Genomic DNA, 21,272 nt, shown 5'->3' with positions numbered 1-21,272 from the left:
GAGCCGTACGTCCGGGTGAGAAAACTGCTCAGGGCGGAACACTACCCTACGCTAAGTTACTCGTGGGTAACCTACTCGCGCAAGACCTTCCCAACCGGTCCCCGGCACCGTGCCGAACCGGCGGTACCAGTAACGTCGGAACAATGAGCGAGGCTGTGATCCCTGCCGCACCCGTGGCCGCCACACATGAACCACTGCCGCTGACCGGTGAGCGGACCGTGCCCGGCATCGCCGAGGAGAACTACTGGTTCCGCAGGCACGAGATCGCCTATGCCCGCCTGCTCGAGCGCTGCACCGGAAAGACCGTGCTTGAGGCGGGGTCGGGTGAAGGCTACGGCGCCGACATGATCGCCGGTGTCGCCGCGCACGTCATCGGGGTCGACTACGACGAGAGCGCCGTCGCGCACGTGCGCGCGCGCTACCCGCGAGTGGAGATGATCCAGGGCAACCTCGCCGCGCTGCCGCTGGACGACGCCTCCGTCGATGTCGTCGTGAATTTCCAGGTGATCGAACATCTCTGGGATCAGGCGCAGTTCCTGCGCGAATGCCTGCGGGTGCTGCGACCCGGCGGCGAGCTGCTGATCAGCACCCCGAACCGGATCACCTTCTCCCCCGGCCGCGACACTCCGCTCAACCCGTTCCACACCCGCGAACTCAACGCAGCCGAGCTCACCGAACTCCTGATCGAGGCCGGTTTCGAGGTCACCGAGATGCTCGGCGTGCACCACGGCGCGAGCCTGCGCGCGCTCGATGCCAAGCACGGCGGCTCGTTCATCGACGCCCAGATCGAGCGCGCGCTGGCCGGTGAGCCATGGCCCGCCGACCTCACCGCCGACGTCGCCGCGGTCACCATCGACGATTTCGACCTGCGCGAAGGCGATATCGACGCGAGCCTCGACCTGGTCGCGATCGCGCAGAAGGCACGGCGTTGACAGATTCCCGCTCCGCCCGGTCCGGTTCCGTGCCGGGCCAGTTCACGCTCGTTCTGCACTCCCACCTGCCCTGGCTGGCCCATCACGGGCGCTGGCCGGTCGGCGAGGAGTGGCTCTACCAGTCCTGGGCAGCGTCCTACCTGCCCGTGGTCCGGGTACTGAAAAATCTCGCGGCCGAAGGCCGTACCCGGCTGCTGAGCCTGGGCATCACCCCGGTGCTCGCGGCCCAGCTCGACGATCCGCACAGCCTGGCGGGCATGCACCACTGGCTCGGCAACTGGCAGTTGCGTGCCGACGAGGCCGCGATGGCGGGCAATGTGCCCCTCGGCCGCCACGAACATCGGCTCGCCGCAACAGCTTTACGCGAATTCGAACGCGACTGGCGGCACGGCAGCGCGCCGGTGTGGCGCTCGCTGATCGACGCCGACGCGATCGAATTGCTCGGCGGCCCACTGGCCCATCCGTTCCAGCCCCTGCTGGACGAGCGGCTGCGCCAGTTCCAGCTCACCGAGGGCCTTGCCGACGCACGGCTGCGCTGGGGCACCACCCCCACCGGGATCTGGGCACCCGAGTGCGGCTACACCCCCGGCATGGAGCGGAACTACGCCGCCGCTGGTGTGACGCATTTCATGGTCGACGGCCCCTCGCTGCGTGGTGACACCACCCTCGGCAGACCGGTACGCGAATCCGATGTCGTCGCGTTCGGACGCGATCTGCAGGTGAGCTACCGGGTCTGGTCGCCGAAGCAGGGCTACCCGGGACAGAGCGCCTACCGTGACTTCCATCACTACGACCATGCGACGGGCCTCAAACCCGCGCGGGTGACGGGCAAGACCGTCGCCGGCCCTGACAAGGCCCCTTACGATCCCGAGCTCGCCGCGGCCGCGGTCACCCGCGATGTCGCCGACTTCGTCGAGACGGTGCGCGCCCGGCTGCTCGAGGAGTCCGCGCGGATCGGGCGGCCCGCCCTCGTCGTCGCCGCGTTCGACACCGAATTGTTCGGGCACTGGTGGCACGAGGGACCGCAGTGGCTGGAGCAGGTGCTGCGCGCCCTGCCCGAGGCGGGCGTGCGCGTCGGCACCCTGGCCGACGCCCGCGACAACGGGTATGTGGGCGAACCCGTGCAGCTCAACGACTCGTCGTGGGGTTCGGGCAAGGACTGGCGGGTGTGGGCGGGCGACCAGGTCGCCGATCTCGTCGCGCTCAACGCCGACGTCGTCCGGCTGGCGCTGGACACCCTGGACAAGGTGCGCCGCGACGGTTCGCTGCGCGATCCGGTGGCCGATCAGCTGTTGCGCGAGGCCATCCTGACCGTGTCGAGCGACTGGGCGTTCATGGTCAGCAAGGACTCCGCGGCGGGCTACGCTCGCGACCGCGCGCACGAGCACGCCCATGCCGTACGCGAACTCGCCGAGGCGATCGGGGCCGGACAGTTCGCCAAAGCGGCCCGTCTCGCGGCAGGATGGAACGCGGCCGACGGATTCTTCCCTGGTCTGGACGCGCGGCGGTTGCCGACCGCTGTCCCGTCGGCTGCCCGTGAAGGATTCGCATGAAGATTTTGATGGTGTCGTGGGAGTACCCGCCGGTGGTGGTCGGCGGGCTCGGTCGGCATGTCCATCACCTGGCCGTCGAGCTGGCCGCGGCCGGGCACGAGGTCGTCGTGCTGGCGCGCAGGCCGACGGGCACCGACTCGATCACCCATCCCACGCACTCCTACATCGCCGAGGGCGTACTCGTGGTCGCGGTGGCCGAGGATCCGCCCTGCTTCGACTTCGGCGAGGACATGCTCGCCTGGACCCTGGCGATGGGTCACGCGATGGTCCGCGCCGGGGTGGCACTGGGCAAGCCCGGTGTCGGCGAGGGCTGGACGCCGGATGTGGTGCACGCGCACGACTGGCTCGTCGCGCACCCCGCGATCGCGCTGGCCGAGTTCTACGACGTGCCGCTGGTGGCGACCATCCATGCCACCGAGGCCGGGCGGCACAGCGGCTGGGTCTCGGGGCGGGTCAACAAGCAGGTCCATTCGGTGGAGTGGTGGCTGAGCAACGAGGCCGACCAGCTCATCGCCTGCTCGACCTCGATGCAGGACGAGGTGGAGCGGCTCTACGGGCCCGAGCTGGCACCGGTGACGGTGATCCGCAACGGCATCGATGTCAGCGCATGGACCTTCCGGCCGCGTGCCCCGCGCAGCGGGCCGCCGAAGCTGCTCTATGTCGGGCGGCTCGAATACGAGAAGGGCGTGCAGGACGCGATCGCCGCGCTCCCCCGCATCCGCCGCGCCCACCCCGGCACCACGCTGACCGTCGCCGGTGTCGGCACCCAGTTCGAGTGGCTGCGGGAGCGGGCGCGGGTGCACCGGGTGGCCAGGGCCGTGCATTTCGTGGGCAGCCTCGGACACACGGAGCTGCTCGGCTGGCTGCACGGCGCCGACGCGATCGTACTGCCCAGCCGCTACGAGCCGTTCGGCATCGTCGCACTCGAGGCCGCGGCCGCCGGTGTCCCGCTCATCGCCTCCACGGCAGGCGGACTCGGCGAGGCCGTCATCGACGGCGTCACCGGCGCCTCCTTCGAACCGGCCGATGTGGACGGCCTGGTCGACGCCGCCCGCGCCGTCCTCGACGACCCGGCCGCCGCCCAGGACCGCGCCTACAACGCCCGCGAACGCCTCACCGCCGACTTCTCCTGGGACGTGGTCGCCGCCGAGACCGCCCAGGTCTACTCGGCCGCCAAACGCCGCGTCCGCACCTCCCTCGGCCGCCCCGACATCGTCGAACGCCCGCTGCCGGAGCGCGACCCGAAGTAGCCGGAGACCCGCATCAACGAGATCGAACAGGCACGTTCGCGTGGCACCGGCTCGACCCCGGATTCGCCGCGTCTCACCCTGAACGTGTGAAGCGCGCCGGTCGCGGACGCCATAGCGTCGCTTGGGGTTCCGCGACGGTCGACCGACCGTCCCCGAGACCGACGACGAAGGAGCGCACCATGCCTCTCCAGCCGATCCCCGACCTGCCCGCCGCCACCATCGGTTTCCGCGCCTCGGGAACCGTCACCGCCGAGGACTACACCCAGCAGCTGAACCCGGCGATCGAATCGGCCCTGCAACACCAGCAGCCGGTCAACGTGGTCTACGTACTCGGCCCCGACTTCGACCGCTACTCGCTCGACGCCATGTGGCAGGACCTGAAACTGGTCACCGTCCCGCGCAGCGCATGGGGCCGCATCGCGCTGGTCACCGACCACAAAGCCCTCGGCGAAGCCGTCCACCTCTTCGGCTTCCTCATCCCCGCCGAAGTCCGCGTCTTCCCGGTCACCGCCGAATCCGACGCCATCGCCTGGGCGGGGTGAGATCACCCGGCGGGAAGGCCGCCGCCGTGGTAGCGGGTGGCGGCGTTCCACAGGAAGTAGCTGTCGATGCCCGCGTCGCGGGTGGCGTCGATCTGGGCGCGGACCTCGGCGTCGCCGTAGGTGACGCCGAGGGAGAAGTCCTGTAGCCAGGGCACCACCTGGGCGGTGGTGCCCGCGGTGCTCGTCGCGAAGTCCTGCAGTGAGCGGAAGATGATGTCGTAGGGCTGGCCGTTGGGGTCGGCGACGCCGTACTCGCCGGAGTTCCAGTGCGAGGGATAGAGCATCGGGGCGACGAAGTCGACGTTGCGGGCCATCCTGGGGATGTCCTGGGCGATCTGGTCGGGGCGGGTGGCGGCGATGCCGTAGACCGCGGCGCTCAGGTGCGCTCCGGCCTGGTGCACCGGGTAGCGGCTCTCGGCGAGGAACCCGGCGACCGCGTCGGTCGGCGTCCCGGCGAGGCCGGCGAAATGCATGCTGGACAGGCTGCCGTCCGGCCGCCGGACGTAGTCGTACATGACCCCGTCGAAGCCGAGCCGAGCCGCCTCCACCGCGAGGTCGATGTTGTATCTTCGCACGTCGGCATGGCCGACATTGGTGAACGCGATCGGACCGTAGTGGCTGGAATAGGGCTGCCCGGAAGGGTTCTGGACCACCCAGTCGGTCCGACCGGACCGCCAGGCCCACGAGGCAAGCGCCGGATCGCGGAAGGCGACGATGCGACCGACCACCCGCAACCCCAGCTCGTGCAGCTGGCGCAGCGCCGCCGGTGCGTCGTAGATCCCGGCGGCGGCGCCGGATTCGCGAGCCAGCGGCACCTGCGAGTCGTAGCCGACGACACCGTCCTCGTCCTTGATGTCGAGTTGCACGGTATCGATGCGCCCCGCGCGGGCCAGATCGAGCACGGCTTCGCGCAGGCCGTCGTGTGACCAGGCGTGCGCGGTGACGTGCACGGCCCGCATCCGCGGTAACGCGAACGAGGTGACGACGACGACGCTGCTGAGATTGCCCGCCGCGTCGGCCGCGACCACCTCGACGGCGGGCGCCCACGGCACCGAGAGCTCGAAGGAGCCGTCAGCGGCCGGTGTCACCGTGTCGGTGCCGACCGAGACCGACACGGCGTCGACGGTGGTGCCGCGCAACACCACCGGATCACGGTATGAGCGCACCGGCTCCGGCGAGGTCATCCGCAGCACCGGCGCCACGGTATCGGCCACCGACGCCTCCCCCGCGGATCGGCTGAGCGCGAACCCCGCCACCAGCGCCACTACCACCACCGCGACCGCGGCACCGGCGGCGATCGTCGCCCACCGCCGCCGATCGCCCGACTGAATCCGCAATCCCAACGCCCGCACCAACTTCCACTACGTGTTGCCAGGCAACTATGGCGCAGTCGGTGCGGGTGGACTGCCGATTATCGCAAGATCGACGGAAAACCTATGCCGCCGCGTAACATTGCCGCGATGGTAGGCGGTTCGAAGGCAGTGTCACCACTCGTGCCCGCGCTGGTGCTCGCCGTGGCGCTCACGGCCTGCGCGGCGGCGGAGCCGACCCCTCCGGTGGCGGCGCCGACAGCGACAACCACTGCGGCACCGCCGGATCCGGCGGCTGTGGGCGCCAACGAACTCGGCCTCGTGCCGATCCTGATGTATCACCAGATCGCCCCGGATCCCGCGGGCGAGTACGACCAGACACCGGCGGAGTTCCGCGACGAACTGGAACGGCTGTACCGGGAGGGCTACCGGCCGGTGACCGCCGCCCAATACATCTCCGGCGACCTGGATCTGCCCGCGGGCACCCACCCGGTGGTGCTCACCTTCGACGATTCCACCCGCAGCCAGCTCTCGTTCACCGATGCCGGTGCGGTCGAGCCGGACAGCGCCGCGGGCATCCTCGCCGAGTTCGGCTCCCGCTATCCGGACTTCCGGCCGGTCGCCACGTTCTACGTCAACAACGAGCCCTTCGGTGGCGACCCGCGCGCGCTTCCCTGGCTACTCGCCCACGGCCACGAGATCGGCGCGCACACCGCCACCCACGCCCACCTGGCGAGCCTGGACGCCGACGGGGTACAGCGCGAGCTGGTGCAGAACGTGCGCGCGGTGACCGCGGCCGCGCCCGGCACCACCGTGCGCACCATGGCGCTCCCGCTCGGGATCGCGCCCCGCGATCGCGCGCTCGCCACCGCGGGCAGCTGGGACGGCACCGGATACCGCTTCGAAGCCGTCATGCTGGTCGGCGCGAATCCGGCCCCTTCGCCCTTCGCCGCGGTCGATCCCGCCGGGGTGCCGCGCATCCGGTCGGGCCGCGGACAGGTTCGGTTCGACTCGGGCTATTGGCTCGACACACTGGCCGCGGATCCCACGCAGCGCTACACCGCCGACGGTGACCCGACCCGCGTCTCGTTTCCCCGCCGGCTGGCGGCCGAGCTCGCCCCGCGCTGGTCGGACCGGGCCTTCCCCTACTGAGCTCAGCGCTCGGGGGCGAAGGTGAAGATCTCCCCCAGCCGGGTGGCCACGACGACCTCCCCTTCCGGGCCGATGGAGGTACCGGTGGTGGTTCCGGTGGCGCCGGGCAGCGGATCGGAGTCGATGGTGTTGCCCGTGGCGGTGTCGAAGGTGATCAGGCTCAGGCCTGCGCCGATGGCGGCGGTGGTGTAGCCGATCCCGCCCGCGGTCTGGGCCGGGGTACCGCGCAGCGCGAGGTCCTTGCGTTCCCACGCGGTCTCGGGGCGGTCGCCGCCATCGCGCAGGGCCATCAGGTAGCCGTCGTCGCCCGCGGGGATGATCAAGTCGTCGACGAGGGAGATGGCGCCGTCGGGGGTCCAGCCGAGCGCGTAGGTCCAGCGGGTCCGCCCGTCCTCGGCGTTCACCGCGATCAGCCTGCCGCTGTTGTCGCCCACGTAGACGGTGGCGCCGTCGTCGGACAGGGTGGGGCTGGTGGCGCTGCCGCCGGTGAGCAGATCGGCACTCCACAGCGGGGTGACGGCGCCGTCGGCGTAGCGCAGCGCGCGCAGCGAGGCGGCGGACTTGCCCGGTTCCCACACGGTGACGAAGAACCGGCCGGTCTCCGGGTCGACCGCGGTGGAGTTGGCGACCGCGCAGCGCGGGCCGCCGGTCGCGCAGTCGGCGAGGCCGTCGCCGGAGGCGGGCCTGGTCAGGCCGGGGTATTTCAGGAAGTCGGGCTCGCCGAGCAGCTGCAGGGTCGGCACCTCGCGGCCGCCGGTCTGCCTGCTCAGCACGTCGACCTGGCCGGATTGGGTGATCGTGAGGACGTTGCCGTCGCCGGTGAACTGGATCGCCACCGGTACCCCGGCCACCGGCGTGCGCCAGCGCGGCTGGCCGAGGTAGTTGAAGGAGTTCACCGCGCCGTCGTCGCCGACGTAGACGTTGGTGGTCCCGTCGACCACGGTCGGCGCCTCGATCGTGGAGGGCCCGAGCTGGTTGCAGAAGCGTTTGCGCCCGGTCGGCATCTGGAAGGAGAAGATCGCGCAGTTGCCCACGCTGGTCGTCACGAACATCTGGCCGTCGGGGCCGATGGTCAGCGGCTGGGCGATCGGCCCGCCCACCGGACGCGACCAGCTCAACGTCACCGCGTCGGCGCCGGTCACCGGACTTGCTCCGCCGTTGCGGCCGTCGTGATGCGCTGCGGGCCAGCCCTTTCCGTCGCCGACGGTGATGTCGTCGACGTCGGTACCGCAACCGGCCAGTGCCACCACACCGGCGGCGGCGAACGCGGCCGCGATCCGAGTCCGAGTTCGCACCTGCTGTTCTCCCTGTGATGTTCGAGGCCGAGGTTCGGGGTATCGCACGGTTACTGTGCGCTCCGAAAGTACTCTGTTTACCCGATGACCGACTCCCCGGGTGCCAGGCCCGGCGGTTCACGACGGGAGAGTAGTTCGTGACGAGCATGTGGGGCGCGCCGCTGAGCGCGCGCTGGCGTGGATCCCGCCGCCGCGATCCGCAACAGGCACGCTTTCTGACCAGGGAATCGCTGCGCTGGGTGCTCGCCAACCGGGCCTACACCCCGTGGTACCTGGTGCGGTACTACCGGCTGGCGAAGTTCCGGCTCGCCAATCCGCACATCGTGTTGCGCGGCATGGTGTTCCTCGGCCGCGATGTGGAGATCCACGCGACCCCAGAGCTGGCCCGGATGGAGATCGGCCGCTGGGTGCATATCGGCGACGGCAACGCCATCCGCTGCCATGAGGGTTCGCTGCGCATCGGCGACAAGGTGGTGTTCGGCAAGGACAACGTCGTCAACACCTATCTCGATATCGAGATCGGTGAGTCCACCCTGGTCGCCGACTGGTGCTACATCTGCGACTTCGACCACAAGATGGACGACATCACCCTGCCCATCAAGGATCAGGGCATCGTGAAGAGCCCGGTGCGGATCGGGCCGGATACCTGGATCGCTGCCAAGGTGACCGTGCTGCGCGATACCAGGATCGGCCGCGGCTGCGTGCTGGGCGCGCATGCGGTGGTGCGCGGCGATGTGCCCGACTACAGCATCGCGGTCGGCGCGCCCGCCAAGGTCGTGAAGAACCGCAAGGTCGCCTGGGACGCGAGCGCCGAGGAGCGCGAGGCGTACCTGGCCGCGCTGGCCGATATCGAGCGGAAGAAGAACGCCGCCGCGCAGGCGTGATCTTCCTCGGCCGCCGGACCGGCGCGGTTCGGCGGCAGCGTGTCGGTGCCTGCCGGTACGGTCGGCTGTGTGGAGAGCTATGCGGCACTGCTACGGGGCATCATGCCCACCAATCCGAACATGCGGAACGAGAAGTTGCGCGCGGTATTCGACGGGCTCGGTTTCGAGCGAGTCGCCTCGGCATTGACCAGCGGCAATATCGTGTTCCGCACCGCTGACGACCCCGCCGACCTGGAGGACCGCATCCAGGAGGCGCTCTCGGCCGAACTCGGCATTCCTGGCGGCACCATCATCCGCGGCCACGCCACCCTGCGTGCCCTGCTCGACCGCGACCCGTTCGCAGGCCTCACCCACGAACGCGGCTCGTATCTCACGGTCACCTTCTTCAAGCACGAGATCCGCGAGGCCGACCTGGGTTCGTTCGACGACGACCCACTGACCCGCGTCATCGGTTTCGACCACGACGCCCGCGCGTTCCTCACCGTCATCGACAACAGCACCGGCTCCACACCCGACTTCATGGCCCGCCTCGAGAAGACCTACGGCAAGGACATCACCACCCGCACCTGGCTCACGGTGCAGCGGGTCGTGAAGAAGATGGAGGCGTAGCAGCGCAGCCGCAGACCGTTGACATGCTGAATCGCTAGCATTGGACCATGCCGACCCCGCATGTCGAACGCCCCGAGCTCCCGTCGACGATGACGTGGGAGGAACTCGGGCAACTGCCGCCGGAGGTCGCCGACTTCGTCGAGCTGCGTGACGGAACCCCGGTGTGGATCGCCGACGAGGTGTTGCTTCGCCACGGCCCGGCCGAACATCAGCGCTACAGCCGGCGCTTCGCCAATGCGCTCGAACGGGAAGCCCGGGCCCACATGTCCACCGATCACGATGTCTGCTGGCAGGTCGATCAGGAGACGAATGTCTTCTTCCGACCGGACAAGTCGAGCTTCCTCACTCCTGACTTCATGATCTTCCGCTGTCTGCGTGACGAATTCGGCTGGGTGTTCGCCGAGGATGTCCTGCTCGCCGGTGAAGTGCTGTCGCCCGCGAACACACCGAAATCCATCGAGGAGAAGAAGCGTCGCTACGCCGAAGGCGGGATTGCCTGGTACTGGGAGGTGGAGCTCGCGCCGAACCCCCGGCGCGTTGCCGTCGTGCGTGCCTATGCGTTGTCGACCGACGAGGTCCGGCTGCCGCAGGGGGTGACTCCGCTACGGCGAGCCAACTACATCCTGACCGGCGAGTGGATTGCCGACGAGCACACCGGAGTGCAGACGACGCACCCGTTCACGATCGACATCCCCTGGACCGATCTGGCGTTCTGACGCTCCGGATCAGGGACCTACGGAGTGACGGATCGTCGACCGGATCACGGCAGCGACCGCGATTCGCGGCCTGCTGATTTCGTGAGCGTTCTCGGCGAGTTGGTGGTCGTGGGTTACGGCGCCACCGCCGTGCACAGGAAGACGACGCCCACGCGGCCGATGCGGGTGATCACCAGGGTGTACGGGGTGGAACCACGCGGCTTGAGCTTCTTGCGCAGGGCGTCGGGGTCGATGTCGATGCCGCGTACCAGGATTTCCAGGGAGCCGCAGTCGCGGCGGGCAAGTTCCTGGCGGAGGGTCTTCTCGCGCAGGTCGAACCGGTCTTCGATGCGGAAGGCGCGAATACCCGGCGGGACGGTATCGCCGGTGAGGTAGGCGATGTGTGGATCCAGTTGCCAGAGACCGTGTTTCGCGGCGTAGTGGCGGACCAGGCCGGCGCGGACGATAGCGCCGTCGGGGTCGATGATCCAGGTGCCGGGGGCGCGCTCGGGGATGTCGTCGGGGTCGGCGTCGGTGAGAGTGGTTGCGCCGCCGCGGGAATCGAGGACGGTGGCGCGGCGGGTGATGCCGGGGTCGGTCAGCCCGGGTGACCAGAGACAGGCTTCGCGGACCGCGCCGTCGAGGGAGACGATCTCCACCTCGCCGTCCCAGCCGAGGCGGTCGAAATCCAGGCCGGGTGCGGACTTCACGGCGATATCGCGCCCCGCGTAGGCGGCCAGCAGGTCGGGCAGCGGGGGTTGGAGCTTCGCTGGATCGTAGGTGCGGCGGCCGTCGGCGCGGCGGGCCGGGTCCGCGATGATCACGGTGTCGCGGGTGATCGGGACGAGCGCGTCGGCTCTGGCCAGCAGGACGAGACGCTCGCTCAGCGGCGCCGCGACCAGGTTATGGGCGGCCATCGCCAATCTGACCTCGTCGAGGTCGCTGCCGACCACAGCCGGGCAGACGGCCGACAGCTCGGCCAGCTCGGCGCCGATCGAACAGGTGACATCGTGCACCGCGCGGCCCGCCAGGCGTGCGGCCCGATGCCGCGCGACCAAGGCGGGCGTCGCCTGCTGCAGCGCGTCGTCGGTGAACAGCCACCCGGCGGCCGCGGGCAGCTTCGCCACGGCCTTGCGCCGCAGCCGCACGGTTTCGATCAACGCGGCGGCATGTTCGGGATGCGCCCGACGCACCTGCTCGAGATCGCGCAGGTGCGTCGCGGGAGTCAACTCCAGCCGGTCGACCTCGGCGAGCGCGGCACGGCCTGCCGCGCTGCCGAGATAGGCGACGTCGTCACGGCCGAAGCGGTAGCCCACCTACTTCTTGGCCGCGCCCGGCTTCACGCCGGTGATCATCGCGTTGTAGAAGAACTGGCGCGGCACGATGTGGCGCAGCACCGTCTCGTCCAGGCGGCTCAGGGCCAGCCAGGCCTTGTACTGGGCCATGCGGTACCCGATGGTGAGCTTCTCCTCGGGTACAGCGGCTTCGAAGGTGCGCACCGGCCAGCCCCACAGGGCGGCCGCGAACTCCTCGGTGGTGGCCTTCACATCGACCGCGCCCGCCGAGGACGCCATCTTCTCCAGCTCGCTCGGGTCGAAGGTGTGCAGGTCGACGACGGCCTCGAGCGCGGCGGCGCGGGAGGACTCGTCCAGTTCGGTCTGCGGACGCCGCCAGCCGGACAGGAACGGCAGCTTGGTGACCTCGGTGGTCACCTTCCAGGTCACCTGGCCGAGCTTGCGGGCATAGAAGTTGCCGACCGTGGTCGGTTCACCGGCGAACACGAATCGCCCGCCGGGCTTGAGCACCCGCAGGCACTCCTTCAGCGCCAGCTCCACGTCGGGGATGTGGTGCAGCACGGCATGGCCGCACACCAGGTCGAAGGTGTCGTCCTCGTAGGGGATGGTCTCGGCGTCGGCGACCCGGCCGTCGACGTCCAGACCCAGGTGCTCGGCGTTGCGCAGCGCGACCTTCACCATGCCCGGCGAGAGGTCGGTGACCGAGCCGGTCTTCGCGACCCCACCCTGCATCAGGTTCAGCAGGAAGAACCCCGTACCGCAGCCGAGCTCGAGGGCCCGCTCATAGGGCAGCGGGGCCGGGCCGACGGCGAGGTCGAACCGGCCACGGGCATAGTCGATACAGCGCTCGTCGTACGAGATCGACCACTTGTCGTCGTAGGTCTCGGCTTCCCAGTCGTGATACAGGACCTGGGCGAGCTTGGTGTCCTCGAGCGCTGCTTCGACCTCGGCCTCGGTGGCGTGCGGGTTCGGCGCCGGGTCATCGGGGTAGACCGTCATAACCGCCAAGAGTAATAGGAGACCCTCAGCACGCAATGGGCGGTCTTGTTTCGGCCCGCGAGAACTGGTCGGCTGACCGGTCTCGGGTCACCGTCCGGTGAAAACCGCGCTGTTCGGACCGTCCGCGGCGAAAGCACGGGTGCCGGTGCGGGCGTCGTCGGTGTCGAACAGGGCCGACCATTCGGTGACGGCCGTGGAGTGCCCGTGTGGGCCCGCCTCGAAGACCGCCTTGGCGGCGGCCAGTGCCCGTGGGGCGGCGCCGACGAACTGCTCGGCCCAGCGGCGGGCGGCGGCGAGCACGTCGTCGGGCGCCACGACCTCGTCGACCAGGCCGAGTCCGGCGGCTTCCTCGGCGTCGACGAAGCGTCCGCTGTAGACGAGGTCCTTGGCGCGGCTCGCGCCGATCAGCTGCGACAGCCTGCGGATGCCGGCGAGCGGGATCAGCCCCGCCTTGATCTGAGGCAATCCGAGCTTGACATTGTCGCCGACGATCCGGTGGTCGGCGCCGAGCGCCAGCTCCAGGCCAGCCCCGAGGCAGTAGCCGGTGATCGCGGCGACCGTCGGCTGCGGCACCTTGGTGAGGCAGCCGAGAGCGGCCTGCAGATCGGCGGCCATCGCGGCGGCCTGCCCGGCATCGAGTTCGGCGAGTTCGCGCATCTCGTCGCCCGCGCTGAACACCCGCTCGTCGCCGTAGACGATGAGCGCGGCGACGTCGGGATGCGCGGCCACCGTGGCCGCCGCGGCGGCGACCTCACGGGCCAGCTGGGCGTCGACCAGGTTCAGCGGCGGACGATCGATGCGCAGCAGCGCGACGCCGCGGGTGGACGCCTGCGCGGGCAGCTCGACGGTGACGAATTCGGCCATGCGGCCAACCTACCGGCCGCCGAATCCGGCGTGCGCCGGGAGATCGGCGAAGTACCGTTCGTTGTCGGGGAAGTCCGACAGCGGCCTGCCTTCGGTACCGGGTGAGTATTTCGGCATGATCGGCGTGATGACGCGTTCGGCGGCCAGCGCGGCCGCCGTGTCGACGAATCCACGCAGCGCGTCGAGCTGCGACCACGTGGGTGGCATCAGGATGTGCTCGCCGGCGCGCCAGCTCGCCAGCGCCGCCGCCGGTGTCGCCCAGCCGACCTGGGCCGCCTCGGAGGTGGCGCCGTCGGCGATCTGGCCCTGCGGCAGCACCGCGACGAAGAAGTGGGTGTCGTAGCGGCGCGGTTCGGCTGCCGGGGTGATCCAGTTCGACCACGGGCGCAGCAGGTCGGCGCGCAGTACCAGCCCCTCGGCGGCGAGGAACTCGGCCAGCGAGAGTTCACGGCGCTCCAGCCTGCCCCTGGCTCGGTGGTACCTGGACGAGTCGGCGACGACCGTATCGGCGGTCGGACCCGCCAGCAGCACACCGCATTCCTCGAAGGTCTCCCGCACCGCGGCGGCGACCAGGGCCTGCGCCGACTGCTCGTCGGTCGCGAAACGCTCGGCCCACCAGGCAGGCTCTGGACCCGACCAGGCGATGTCGGCGACCCCGTCGGCGGTATCGACGCCACCGCCGGGAAAGACCGTCACGCCGCCGGCGAAGGCCATCCCACGCACCCGGCGCTGCAGGAACACTTCGATACCGGACTCGCCGTCGCGAATCAGGATCACCGTCGACGCGGCCCGCACGGGCACCCCGGACTCACTCATACCGTTCCTCTCGACCACCAGGCGAACACCGCTGACCCGCGGCTCGCCGAGCCACCAGGCCGCTCACTCCCGCACCGTCGCGGTAGTCACCCGGCCTGTCAGCACCCTAACGCCCGCTTGGTTCGCCAGGGAAACAATCACCCCGGCGGCGCCGCTGGTTCCCGCTGAGCGGGTATCAGGCGCGCCGGTGCTGTCCCGCTCTGCGGGCCCTGCGGGCGAACCAGCGCCCGTCGACCCGGTCCAGCGCGATGGACTGGCTGAAGGCGGCGCTGAGGTTCTCGGCGGTGAGCACGTCTTCGAGCAGCCCCTGACCGACCACCTCGCCCTCCCGCAGCAGCAGGGCGTGGGTGAAGCCGGGCGGGATCTCCTCGACGTGATGGGTCACCAGGACCATGGCGGGCGCGTCGGGATCGGCGGCCAGGTAGCCGAGCCGCTCGACGAGTTCCTCGCGCCCGCCCAGGTCGAGCCCGGCGGCCGGTTCATCGAGCAGCAGCAGTTCCGGGTCGGTCATCAGGGCGCGTGCGATGAGCACCCGCTTGCGCTCACCTTCGGACAGGGTGCCGTAGGTGCGGTCGGAAAGGTGTTCGGCGCCCAGGGTTTCCAGCATGTCGATGGCGCGTTCGGTGTCGATGTCGTCATAGCGTTCGCGCCATCGGCCGAGCACCGCGTAGCCCGCCGAGACGACGAGGTCACTGACCTTCTCGTCGACGGGAATGCGGCTGGCCACCGCTGCCGAGGACAGCCCGATGCGGGGCCGCAGTTCGGTGACGTCGACGCGACCGAGGGTTTCGCCGAGCAGGTTCGCCGCGCCGGAGGTCGGATGTACCTCGGCGGCGGCCATTCTCAGCAGCGAGGTCTTGCCCGCCCCGTTCGGGCCGAGCACCACCCAGCGTTCGTCGAGTTCGACTTGCCAGGTGACCGGGCCGACGAGCGTTCGGCCCGAACGGCGGATGGTCACCTCGGAGAAGTCGATGAGCAGATCGGGATCGGGTTGCGACACGCGCTCCATCTTGGCCCACCGGGGCCGTCAGTGGAACGACCGGCCCCGATGGGATTCGTCGCGGCTGGTCGGCAGGTGTTCCCGGCCTTGCCCCGGCTCGTCGCGCAGCATCCTGGCGGCGAGGAAGGACACCGGGATCGACAGCACCACCCACACGATCAGGATCACCACAATCGTCGTCACCATCGCGGAACCTCCCTGTGCGTCGATGCCCCAGCCATCGGAATACCCGTACCCCAGGGTTCTCCTTCGATACTCCTTTATCCTCGTGGATCGGGAAAACCGCAACGAAACCGTCGGATTCGGGGCGCGCGTGGCGCGGGTGTCACCGCGGGGCGGGCACCGCGATCACGGTCATCGAGCCGGGCGCGACCTCGGTGAAACCCGCGTCGCGCACGGCCACCGCGCGCCCGGCCGCCACCTCGGCCACCAGGTGGGACCACTGCCGCGGCTCGGCATCGCGGACCGCGCACCGGAACTCGCGCTCGGCCCACCGTGCGGCCGCGGCGACCGGCAGCGCACCGGCGAGCAGCATGCTCGCGTGCCCCACCTGGGCGGCGGCCTTGCCGACCGACATCTCCAGCGCCGCGTTCACCCACAGCACCGGCAGGTCGGGGTCGGGCGGTCCGGGTTCGTCGTGCTCGAGATCGGTGCCGCCGATCTGGAGTTTGCGGATCCGCTGGTCGATCGCGCCGACCGGGCCGGGAACGAAGGCACGCGCCTGCGCGCCGTCGACGTCGACGGTCACCCCGTCGACCTCGCCCGCGCCGACCCACTGTGCCCCGCGCGCTCGCCGGGCCACCTTCCTGATCCTGGCGCGTTTCCACGCCAGATACCGCGATTCCCACTCGCCGCCGGGACCGGAACGGGGATCGAGACAGACCGCCACCGCGGCGGCGGCCGCCGCTTCCAGCAGCGCGCTACGGGCGGGCGGGTCGGACTTCGGGATGTGCAGCACCATCTGCATGGCCTGCACCATGGCCGGGTCGTCGGGATCGCCACTGCCGCCGTAGCCGCGGGCCAGCTCGGCGTGGCGGGCCGCGAAGGCGGCCTGGTCATCGCGGATCTCCGGATCGGTCCCCACGCCGCTGAGTTCCGCGCTACCCATGCCGACCACACCCGATTCGCTCGACGCCACCACAGCGGCCAAGCCTAGTCGGCGCCGGTGGACTACCGCCCGAGCAGCGGCACCCGGCGTACGCCACCGTCGCGGGCGTCGGCGGCCTCGACCTCGTCGCGGGTGACACCCAGGATGAACAGCACCGCGTCCAGGTACGGGTGCGACAGCGCCGTATCGGCCACCTCGCGCAGCGCGGGCTTGGCGTTGAAGGCCACGCCGAGCCCCGCGGCATTGAGCATGTCGATGTCGTTGGCGCCGTCACCTACGGCGACCGTCTGTTCCATCGGCACGCCTGCCTCGGCGGCGAACTTGCGCAGCGCGGTGGCCTTGAAGGCCCGGTCGACAATCTCGCCGAGCACCCGGCCGGTGAGCTTGCCGTCGACCACCTCGAGAGTGTTGGCCTGGACGAAATCGAGTTCGAGTTCGTGCGCGAGCGGCTCGATGACCTGCCGGAACCCGCCGGAGACGACACCGCAGCGGAAACCGAGCCTGCGCAGGGTGCGGATGGTCGTGCGGGCGCCGGGGGTGAGCTCGATGCGCTCGGCCACCTCCTCGATCACCGATTCGTCGAGACCTTCCAGAGTGGCGACCCGCTGGCGCAGCGACTCAGCGAAATCTAGTTCGCCGCGCATCGCGGCCTCGGTGACCTCGCGAACCTGGTCCTCGACGCCCGCGTGCGCGGCCAGCATCTCGATGACCTCGCCCTGGATGAGGGTGGAGTCCACGTCGAACACGATGAGCCGCTTGGCTCGGCGAGCCAGGCCTGCCCGCTCGACCGCGATGTCGACCTGTTCGGCGACGGCCACGTCGGCCAGGGCGGTGCGCAGCCGGGAGTCGGTGTCGGCGCCGGTGTCGGTCGCGGTGACCATCAGTTCCATGCCGGTCACCGGGTAGTCGGCGATACCGCGGATGGTGTCGATATTGGCGCCGAGGGCGGCCAGGATGCGCGAGATGGCGCTGAAGGCGTGCGCGGTCACGGGGGCGCCGAGCACGACGACGGCGTGCGTGGACATCGGCGGCTTGCCGATCTGCGCGTCGACGGAGACGTCGACCTGCATGCCGACGGTGTTCATCGCCTCTTCGAGGTCGTCCTGCAGCGCCTCGGGGTCGTTGGGACACGACACCAGTACGCCGAGGGTGAGGCGGCCCCTGATGACGACCTGTTCCACGTCGAGCAGGTGCACCTGATGCTTGGACAGTGCCGTCAGCAACACGGACGTGACGCCGGGTCGGTCGGGACCCGTCACGGTCACGAGAACTGTGGTGTCGGCCAAGTCGATCTGCTCCGTTCGATTACCCACAAAAAGAAGTGTGCACCTGCTGGTGAACCCAGCTGGTGCACACCCCTTGTATACGGCGGTTCTACTCTACTTCTTCGCCAGCGCGCCTTCGCTGACGTGCGTGGCGTGCTTACCCGAGCCCCAGCCCACGTGCGCCTCGGCCTTCATGCGCTCGATCATGTGCGGGTAGTGCAGCTCGAACGCGGGACGCTCCGAACGGATGCGCGGCAGCTCGTAGAAGTTGTGCCGCGGCGGCGGGCAGGTGGTGGCCCACTCGAGCGAGTTGCCGTAGCCCCACGGATCGTCCACCGTGACGACCTCGCCGTAGCGGTAGCTCTTGAAGGTGTTCCACACGAACGGCAGCATCGACGAGCCGAGGATGAAGGCACCGATGGTGGAGATGGTGTTCAGCGTGGTGAAACCGTCGCTGGGCAGGTAGTCGGCGTAGCGACGCGGCATGCCCTCGGCGCCCAGCCAGTGCTGCACCAGGAAGGTGGTGTGGAAGCCGACGAAGGTGGTCCAGAAGTGCCACTTCGCCAGGCGCTCGTCCATCATGCGGCCGGTGATCTTCGGGAACCAGAAGTAGATGCCTGCGAAGGTGGCGAACACGATGGTGCCGAAGAGCACGTAGTGGAAGTGCGCGACGACGAAGTACGAGTCGGTGACGTGGAAGTCCAGCGGCGGCGAGGCCAGGATGACGCCGGACAGACCACCGAAGAGGAAGGTCACCAGGAAGCCGATCGACCACAGCATGGGCGATTCGAAGGTGATCTGGCCCTTCCACATGGTGCCGATCCAGTTGAAGAATTTCACACCGGTCGGGACCGCGATCAGGAAGGTCATGAAGGAGAAGTACGGCAGCAGCACGGCGCCGGTGGCGTACATGTGGTGCGCCCACACCGCGATGGACAGCGCGGCGATGCCGAGGGTGGCGTAGACCAGCGTGGTGTAACCGAAGATCGGCTTACGGCTGAAGACCGGGAAGATCTCGGAGACGATGCCGAAGAACGGCAGCGCGATGATGTACACCTCGGGGTGGCCGAAGAACCAGAACAGGTGCTGGTAGAGCAGGATGCCGCCGGTGGCCGGGTCGTAGATGTGGCCGCCGAGGTGGCGGTCGTAGGCCAGACCGAACAGCGCCGCGGTGAGCAGCGGGAAGGCCAGCAGCACCAGGACCGAGGTCACCGCGATGTTCCAGGTGAAGATCGGCATGCGGAACATGGTCATGCCGGGCGCGCGCAGGCAGACCACGGTGGTGAGCATGTTGACGCCACCGAGGATGGTGCCCAGACCCGAGACGGCGAGGCCGAGGATCCACAGGTCGGTGCCGACACCGGGCGAATGCAGGATGTCGGTCAGCGGCACGTACGCCGTCCAGCCGAAGTCCGCCGCGCCACCGGGGGTCACGAAGCCCGCGGTCGCCATGGTGCCGCCGAACAGGTACAGCCAGTAGCTGAACGCGTTCAGTCGCGGGAAGGCGACGTCGGGGGCGCCGATCTGCAGCGGCAGGATGATGTTGGCGAAGCCGAACACGATCGCCGTCGCGTAGAACAACAGCATGATCGTGCCGTGCATGGTGAACAGCTGGTTGAACTGCTCGGGCGAGAGGAACTGCAGACCCGGGCGCGCCAGCTCGGCGCGCATGAGCAGCGCCATGAGGCCGCCGACCAGGAAGAAGCTGATCGCCGTCACCAGGTACATGGTGCCGAGCACCTTGGGGTCGGTGGTGGTGACCGCCTTGTACAGGAACGAGCCCTTGGGCCCGGTCCGAGCAGGATACGGTCGAGTCGCTTCCAACTGAGGGACTGGCCTGGGCTCTACCGCAGTCACTGATCCTCCTGAAGATGCCTGTACGTCACTCGCAGAGCCGACCGCGCCTCGGTGAAGGGCAGCAGACATGCGCTGGAGTGAATCGTAAACCGTGCTGCCGCAGCGGCACGCGCGGGTCCTACTCTGTGTCGTATTCAGCGCGCCGTAGACATCTCACGGCGTGTCGAACCGACACCGCTGTCGATCTTCCTCCGCAGGTCGCGCGGGTGCAACGGTTGTCGGCGATGACTTTCGGCCCATCGGGGCGTCATGATCGATGACGGTGGGCGTGTCCGCCACCGCCTCTGTCGCGCCAGTCCACACAGCCGAGGAGTCGTCATGTCCGTACCACGCCGGCCCGGTGATCCCACCTGGGTCGATCTCTACACCGCCGATCTCGACCGCGCCATCGCCTTCTACGGCGAGCTGTTCGGCTGGACCGCCGAACACGGCGGCCCGGAGTTCGGCGGGTACACCACGCTGTTCAAGGACGGGAAAGCCGTCGCCGGCGCGATGAGCCGGATGCCGGATCCCGGCGATCCTTACCCCGATCGCTGGACGGTGTACCTCGCCTCCCCCGATGCCGCCGCGACCGTCGAGCGGGCGAGCAGCGGGGGCGGGAACGTGTTCGTCGAACCGATGGCGGTCGGCGATCTGGGCACGATGGCGGTGCTGGCCGACGTCGGCGGCGTCGGCGTCGGGGTATGGCAGGCCGACCGGTTCCCCGGTTTCGAGGCGATGGGCCACGTCGCCGACGGCACCTGGACCGACCACGCCGGGCTGCCGTCGTGGTTCGAGCTGATGACCCGCGCCTACGAGTCCTCGCTGACCTTCTACCGCGAGGTGTTCGGCTGGAACGACACCTTCACCGTGGGCGACACCCCCGAGTTCCGCTACACCACCATCCACGCCACCTCGCCCATGCTCGGCGGTGTCATGGACGGTTCCGGGCATCTGCCCGAGGGGGTGCCCGGCGCGTGGACGGTGTATTTCGGCGCCGAGGACGTCGACAAGACCGTCGAGCAGGCGAAGGCGCTCGGCGGCGGGGTCGTCTTCGAGCCCATGGACACCCCGTACGGGCGTCTCGCCGGTCTGACCGACCCGACCGGCGCGCATTTCAGCATCGGCGGCAACGCCCGCTGACCGGGCGCGGTGGTGGCCACGGCCTGAGCCGCCACCGGCGCGCCGGTGCACCACCCCTGGGTGAAGATCGAGCACCCTCGGAGTGCGGGGGCCAACGCTGGGGTCGCTAGTGAATCGCCTGGTCGGCGACGAGATTGGAGGTATCGAAAAACCCCGCCGACCGGCCGAGAAGGGATCACCGACATGACCTCCCAGCGCACCGCGACCGCCACCGCCACCGTCATCCCGCTGCATGGGCGGATCCTGCCGACGGGGCAGCTGTCCGACCCCGATCTGGACCGCTGGGCCAACCGGCTGGCGCGCCTGCTGCTCGAGCGCGGCGCGACCGCGGGAATGCGGATCGCGCTGGCGGTCGAGCCGCGGACCGAGGCGATCGTGGCCGCGGCGGCGGTGCGCAAGATCGGCGCGATCCCGGTGCGGTCGGCCGAGGGAACGCCGGTCGGGATCACCACGAGGGCCCGCCTTGCCGATCTCGATGCCGAGGTGGACTGGCTGGTGCTCGACGACCGTTCGACCCTGCGCCACTACCTGGTGAGCTCCGACGCGCCGCTGTCCGACACGGATCTGCGCGCGGTTTCCTGAAGACGTATTCCGGTCCGGTCCCCGCGGGTCCAGAATGAATGGACAACCCAGTACGCAGCGGCGGGTAACTACCGAGCGGGTAGCGACCCGACGGTCGGGGACCCATGGTGAATACCGAGCTCCAGACATGAGAACACAGGTC

21 protein-coding genes are annotated in these 21,272 nt (G+C 69.5%); 10 read left to right on the top strand and 11 right to left on the bottom strand.

The window, feature by feature from the left end; genetic code table 11:
• The first annotated feature begins 143 nt into the window (after positions 1 to 143).
• The 4 genes from ACFOW8_RS15655 (at position 144) to ACFOW8_RS15640 (ending at position 4,277) form a co-directional block, all read left to right on the top strand.
• Complete coding sequence (locus ACFOW8_RS15655) at positions 144 to 932, top strand: class I SAM-dependent methyltransferase (RefSeq protein WP_378551350.1); 789 nt, start codon at positions 144 to 146, stop codon at positions 930 to 932.
• Positions 929 to 2,485, top strand: a complete 1,557-nt coding sequence (locus tag ACFOW8_RS15650) for a 1,4-alpha-glucan branching protein domain-containing protein (protein WP_378551349.1) — start codon at positions 929 to 931, stop codon at positions 2,483 to 2,485. The genes ACFOW8_RS15655 and ACFOW8_RS15650 overlap by 4 nt, the downstream gene beginning before the upstream one ends.
• Positions 2,482 to 3,735 carry a glycosyltransferase family 4 protein gene (locus ACFOW8_RS15645; RefSeq protein ID WP_378551348.1) on the top strand — a complete coding sequence of 418 codons (1,254 nt, stop codon included), beginning with the start codon at positions 2,482 to 2,484 and terminating at the stop codon, positions 3,733 to 3,735. Before ACFOW8_RS15650 ends, ACFOW8_RS15645 begins: the two co-directional genes overlap by 4 nt.
• Before the next feature lie 179 nt (positions 3,736 to 3,914).
• The gene (locus tag ACFOW8_RS15640; RefSeq protein WP_378551347.1) at positions 3,915 to 4,277 is read left to right on the top strand and encodes a SpoIIAA family protein; all 363 of its coding nucleotides are present in this window, start codon (positions 3,915 to 3,917) and stop codon (positions 4,275 to 4,277) included.
• Positions 4,278 to 4,279: 2 nt separating this feature from the next.
• Here the strand turns inward: ACFOW8_RS15640 and ACFOW8_RS15635 are convergent, their stop codons facing one another.
• Positions 4,280 to 5,620, bottom strand: coding sequence for a putative glycoside hydrolase (locus tag ACFOW8_RS15635; RefSeq protein WP_378551346.1), 1,341 nt, complete (start codon positions 5,618 to 5,620; stop codon positions 4,280 to 4,282).
• Positions 5,621 to 5,737: 117 nt separating this feature from the next.
• Between ACFOW8_RS15635 and ACFOW8_RS15630 the strand changes: the two genes are divergently transcribed.
• A complete protein-coding gene (locus tag ACFOW8_RS15630; protein ID WP_378551345.1) occupies positions 5,738 to 6,739 on the top strand; it encodes a polysaccharide deacetylase family protein in 1,002 nt (333 codons plus the stop codon).
• A gap of 2 nt (positions 6,740 to 6,741) precedes the next feature.
• Here ACFOW8_RS15630 and ACFOW8_RS15625 read toward each other — a convergent pair whose 3' ends face one another.
• Entirely contained in the window at positions 6,742 to 8,034 is a 1,293-nt protein-coding gene (locus tag ACFOW8_RS15625; RefSeq protein ID WP_378551344.1) for an outer membrane protein assembly factor BamB family protein, read from the bottom strand.
• A 146-nt stretch (positions 8,035 to 8,180) separates the two neighbouring features.
• Here ACFOW8_RS15625 and ACFOW8_RS15620 point away from each other — a divergent pair, with 146 nt between their 5' ends.
• The 3 genes from ACFOW8_RS15620 (at position 8,181) to ACFOW8_RS15610 (ending at position 10,243) form a co-directional block, all read left to right on the top strand.
• Positions 8,181 to 8,918 (top strand): acyltransferase, encoded by a 738-nt coding sequence (locus tag ACFOW8_RS15620; RefSeq protein ID WP_378552024.1) that lies wholly within the window; start codon positions 8,181 to 8,183, stop codon positions 8,916 to 8,918.
• Between the two features lie 69 nt (positions 8,919 to 8,987).
• A complete protein-coding gene (locus ACFOW8_RS15615; RefSeq protein ID WP_378551343.1) occupies positions 8,988 to 9,527 on the top strand; it encodes a DUF1697 domain-containing protein in 540 nt (179 codons plus the stop codon).
• A gap of 47 nt (positions 9,528 to 9,574) precedes the next feature.
• Entirely contained in the window at positions 9,575 to 10,243 is a 669-nt protein-coding gene (locus ACFOW8_RS15610) for a Uma2 family endonuclease (RefSeq protein ID WP_378551342.1), read from the top strand.
• 113 nt (positions 10,244 to 10,356) lie between these two features.
• On the opposite strand, the gene ACFOW8_RS15605 is transcribed toward ACFOW8_RS15610, so the two are convergent.
• The 9 genes from ACFOW8_RS15605 to ctaD all read right to left on the bottom strand — a co-directional run bounded on the left by ACFOW8_RS15605 (position 10,357) and on the right by ctaD (position 19,426).
• Positions 10,357 to 11,538: a THUMP-like domain-containing protein gene (locus ACFOW8_RS15605; protein WP_378551341.1), complete on the bottom strand. Its 1,182-nt coding sequence runs from the start codon at positions 11,536 to 11,538 to the stop codon at positions 10,357 to 10,359.
• Entirely contained in the window at positions 11,539 to 12,516 is a 978-nt protein-coding gene (locus ACFOW8_RS15600; RefSeq protein WP_378551340.1) for a class I SAM-dependent methyltransferase, read from the bottom strand.
• Positions 12,517 to 12,603: 87 nt separating this feature from the next.
• Entirely contained in the window at positions 12,604 to 13,380 is a 777-nt protein-coding gene (locus ACFOW8_RS15595; RefSeq protein WP_378551339.1) for an enoyl-CoA hydratase-related protein, read from the bottom strand.
• Between the two features lie 9 nt (positions 13,381 to 13,389).
• Positions 13,390 to 14,196 (bottom strand): NUDIX hydrolase, encoded by an 807-nt coding sequence (locus ACFOW8_RS15590; protein ID WP_378551338.1) that lies wholly within the window; start codon positions 14,194 to 14,196, stop codon positions 13,390 to 13,392.
• A gap of 175 nt (positions 14,197 to 14,371) precedes the next feature.
• A complete protein-coding gene (locus tag ACFOW8_RS15585) occupies positions 14,372 to 15,205 on the bottom strand; it encodes an ABC transporter ATP-binding protein (protein ID WP_378551337.1) in 834 nt (277 codons plus the stop codon).
• Positions 15,206 to 15,223: 18 nt separating this feature from the next.
• A complete protein-coding gene (locus tag ACFOW8_RS15580; RefSeq protein WP_378551336.1) occupies positions 15,224 to 15,382 on the bottom strand; it encodes a hypothetical protein in 159 nt (52 codons plus the stop codon).
• A 139-nt stretch (positions 15,383 to 15,521) separates the two neighbouring features.
• Complete coding sequence (locus ACFOW8_RS15575; protein WP_378552022.1) at positions 15,522 to 16,304, bottom strand: peptidyl-tRNA hydrolase; 783 nt, start codon at positions 16,302 to 16,304, stop codon at positions 15,522 to 15,524.
• A 62-nt stretch (positions 16,305 to 16,366) separates the two neighbouring features.
• A complete protein-coding gene (serB, locus tag ACFOW8_RS15570) occupies positions 16,367 to 17,596 on the bottom strand; it encodes a phosphoserine phosphatase SerB (RefSeq protein ID WP_378552021.1) in 1,230 nt (409 codons plus the stop codon).
• Positions 17,597 to 17,683: 87 nt separating this feature from the next.
• Entirely contained in the window at positions 17,684 to 19,426 is a 1,743-nt protein-coding gene (gene ctaD / locus ACFOW8_RS15565) for an aa3-type cytochrome oxidase subunit I (RefSeq protein ID WP_378551335.1), read from the bottom strand.
• 318 nt (positions 19,427 to 19,744) lie between these two features.
• Between ctaD and ACFOW8_RS15560 the strand changes: the two genes are divergently transcribed.
• Entirely contained in the window at positions 19,745 to 20,548 is an 804-nt protein-coding gene (locus ACFOW8_RS15560) for a VOC family protein (protein ID WP_378551334.1), read from the top strand.
• A gap of 183 nt (positions 20,549 to 20,731) precedes the next feature.
• The gene (locus ACFOW8_RS15555; protein ID WP_378551333.1) at positions 20,732 to 21,130 is read left to right on the top strand and encodes an AMP-binding protein; all 399 of its coding nucleotides are present in this window, start codon (positions 20,732 to 20,734) and stop codon (positions 21,128 to 21,130) included.
• The last annotated feature ends 142 nt before the right edge of the window (positions 21,131 to 21,272 follow it).

The organism is Nocardia rhizosphaerae (assembly GCF_042650365.1).
Lineage (GTDB): Bacteria > Actinomycetota > Actinomycetes > Mycobacteriales > Mycobacteriaceae > Nocardia > Nocardia rhizosphaerae.
This window is presented reverse-complemented; position numbering and strand designations above follow the sequence as displayed.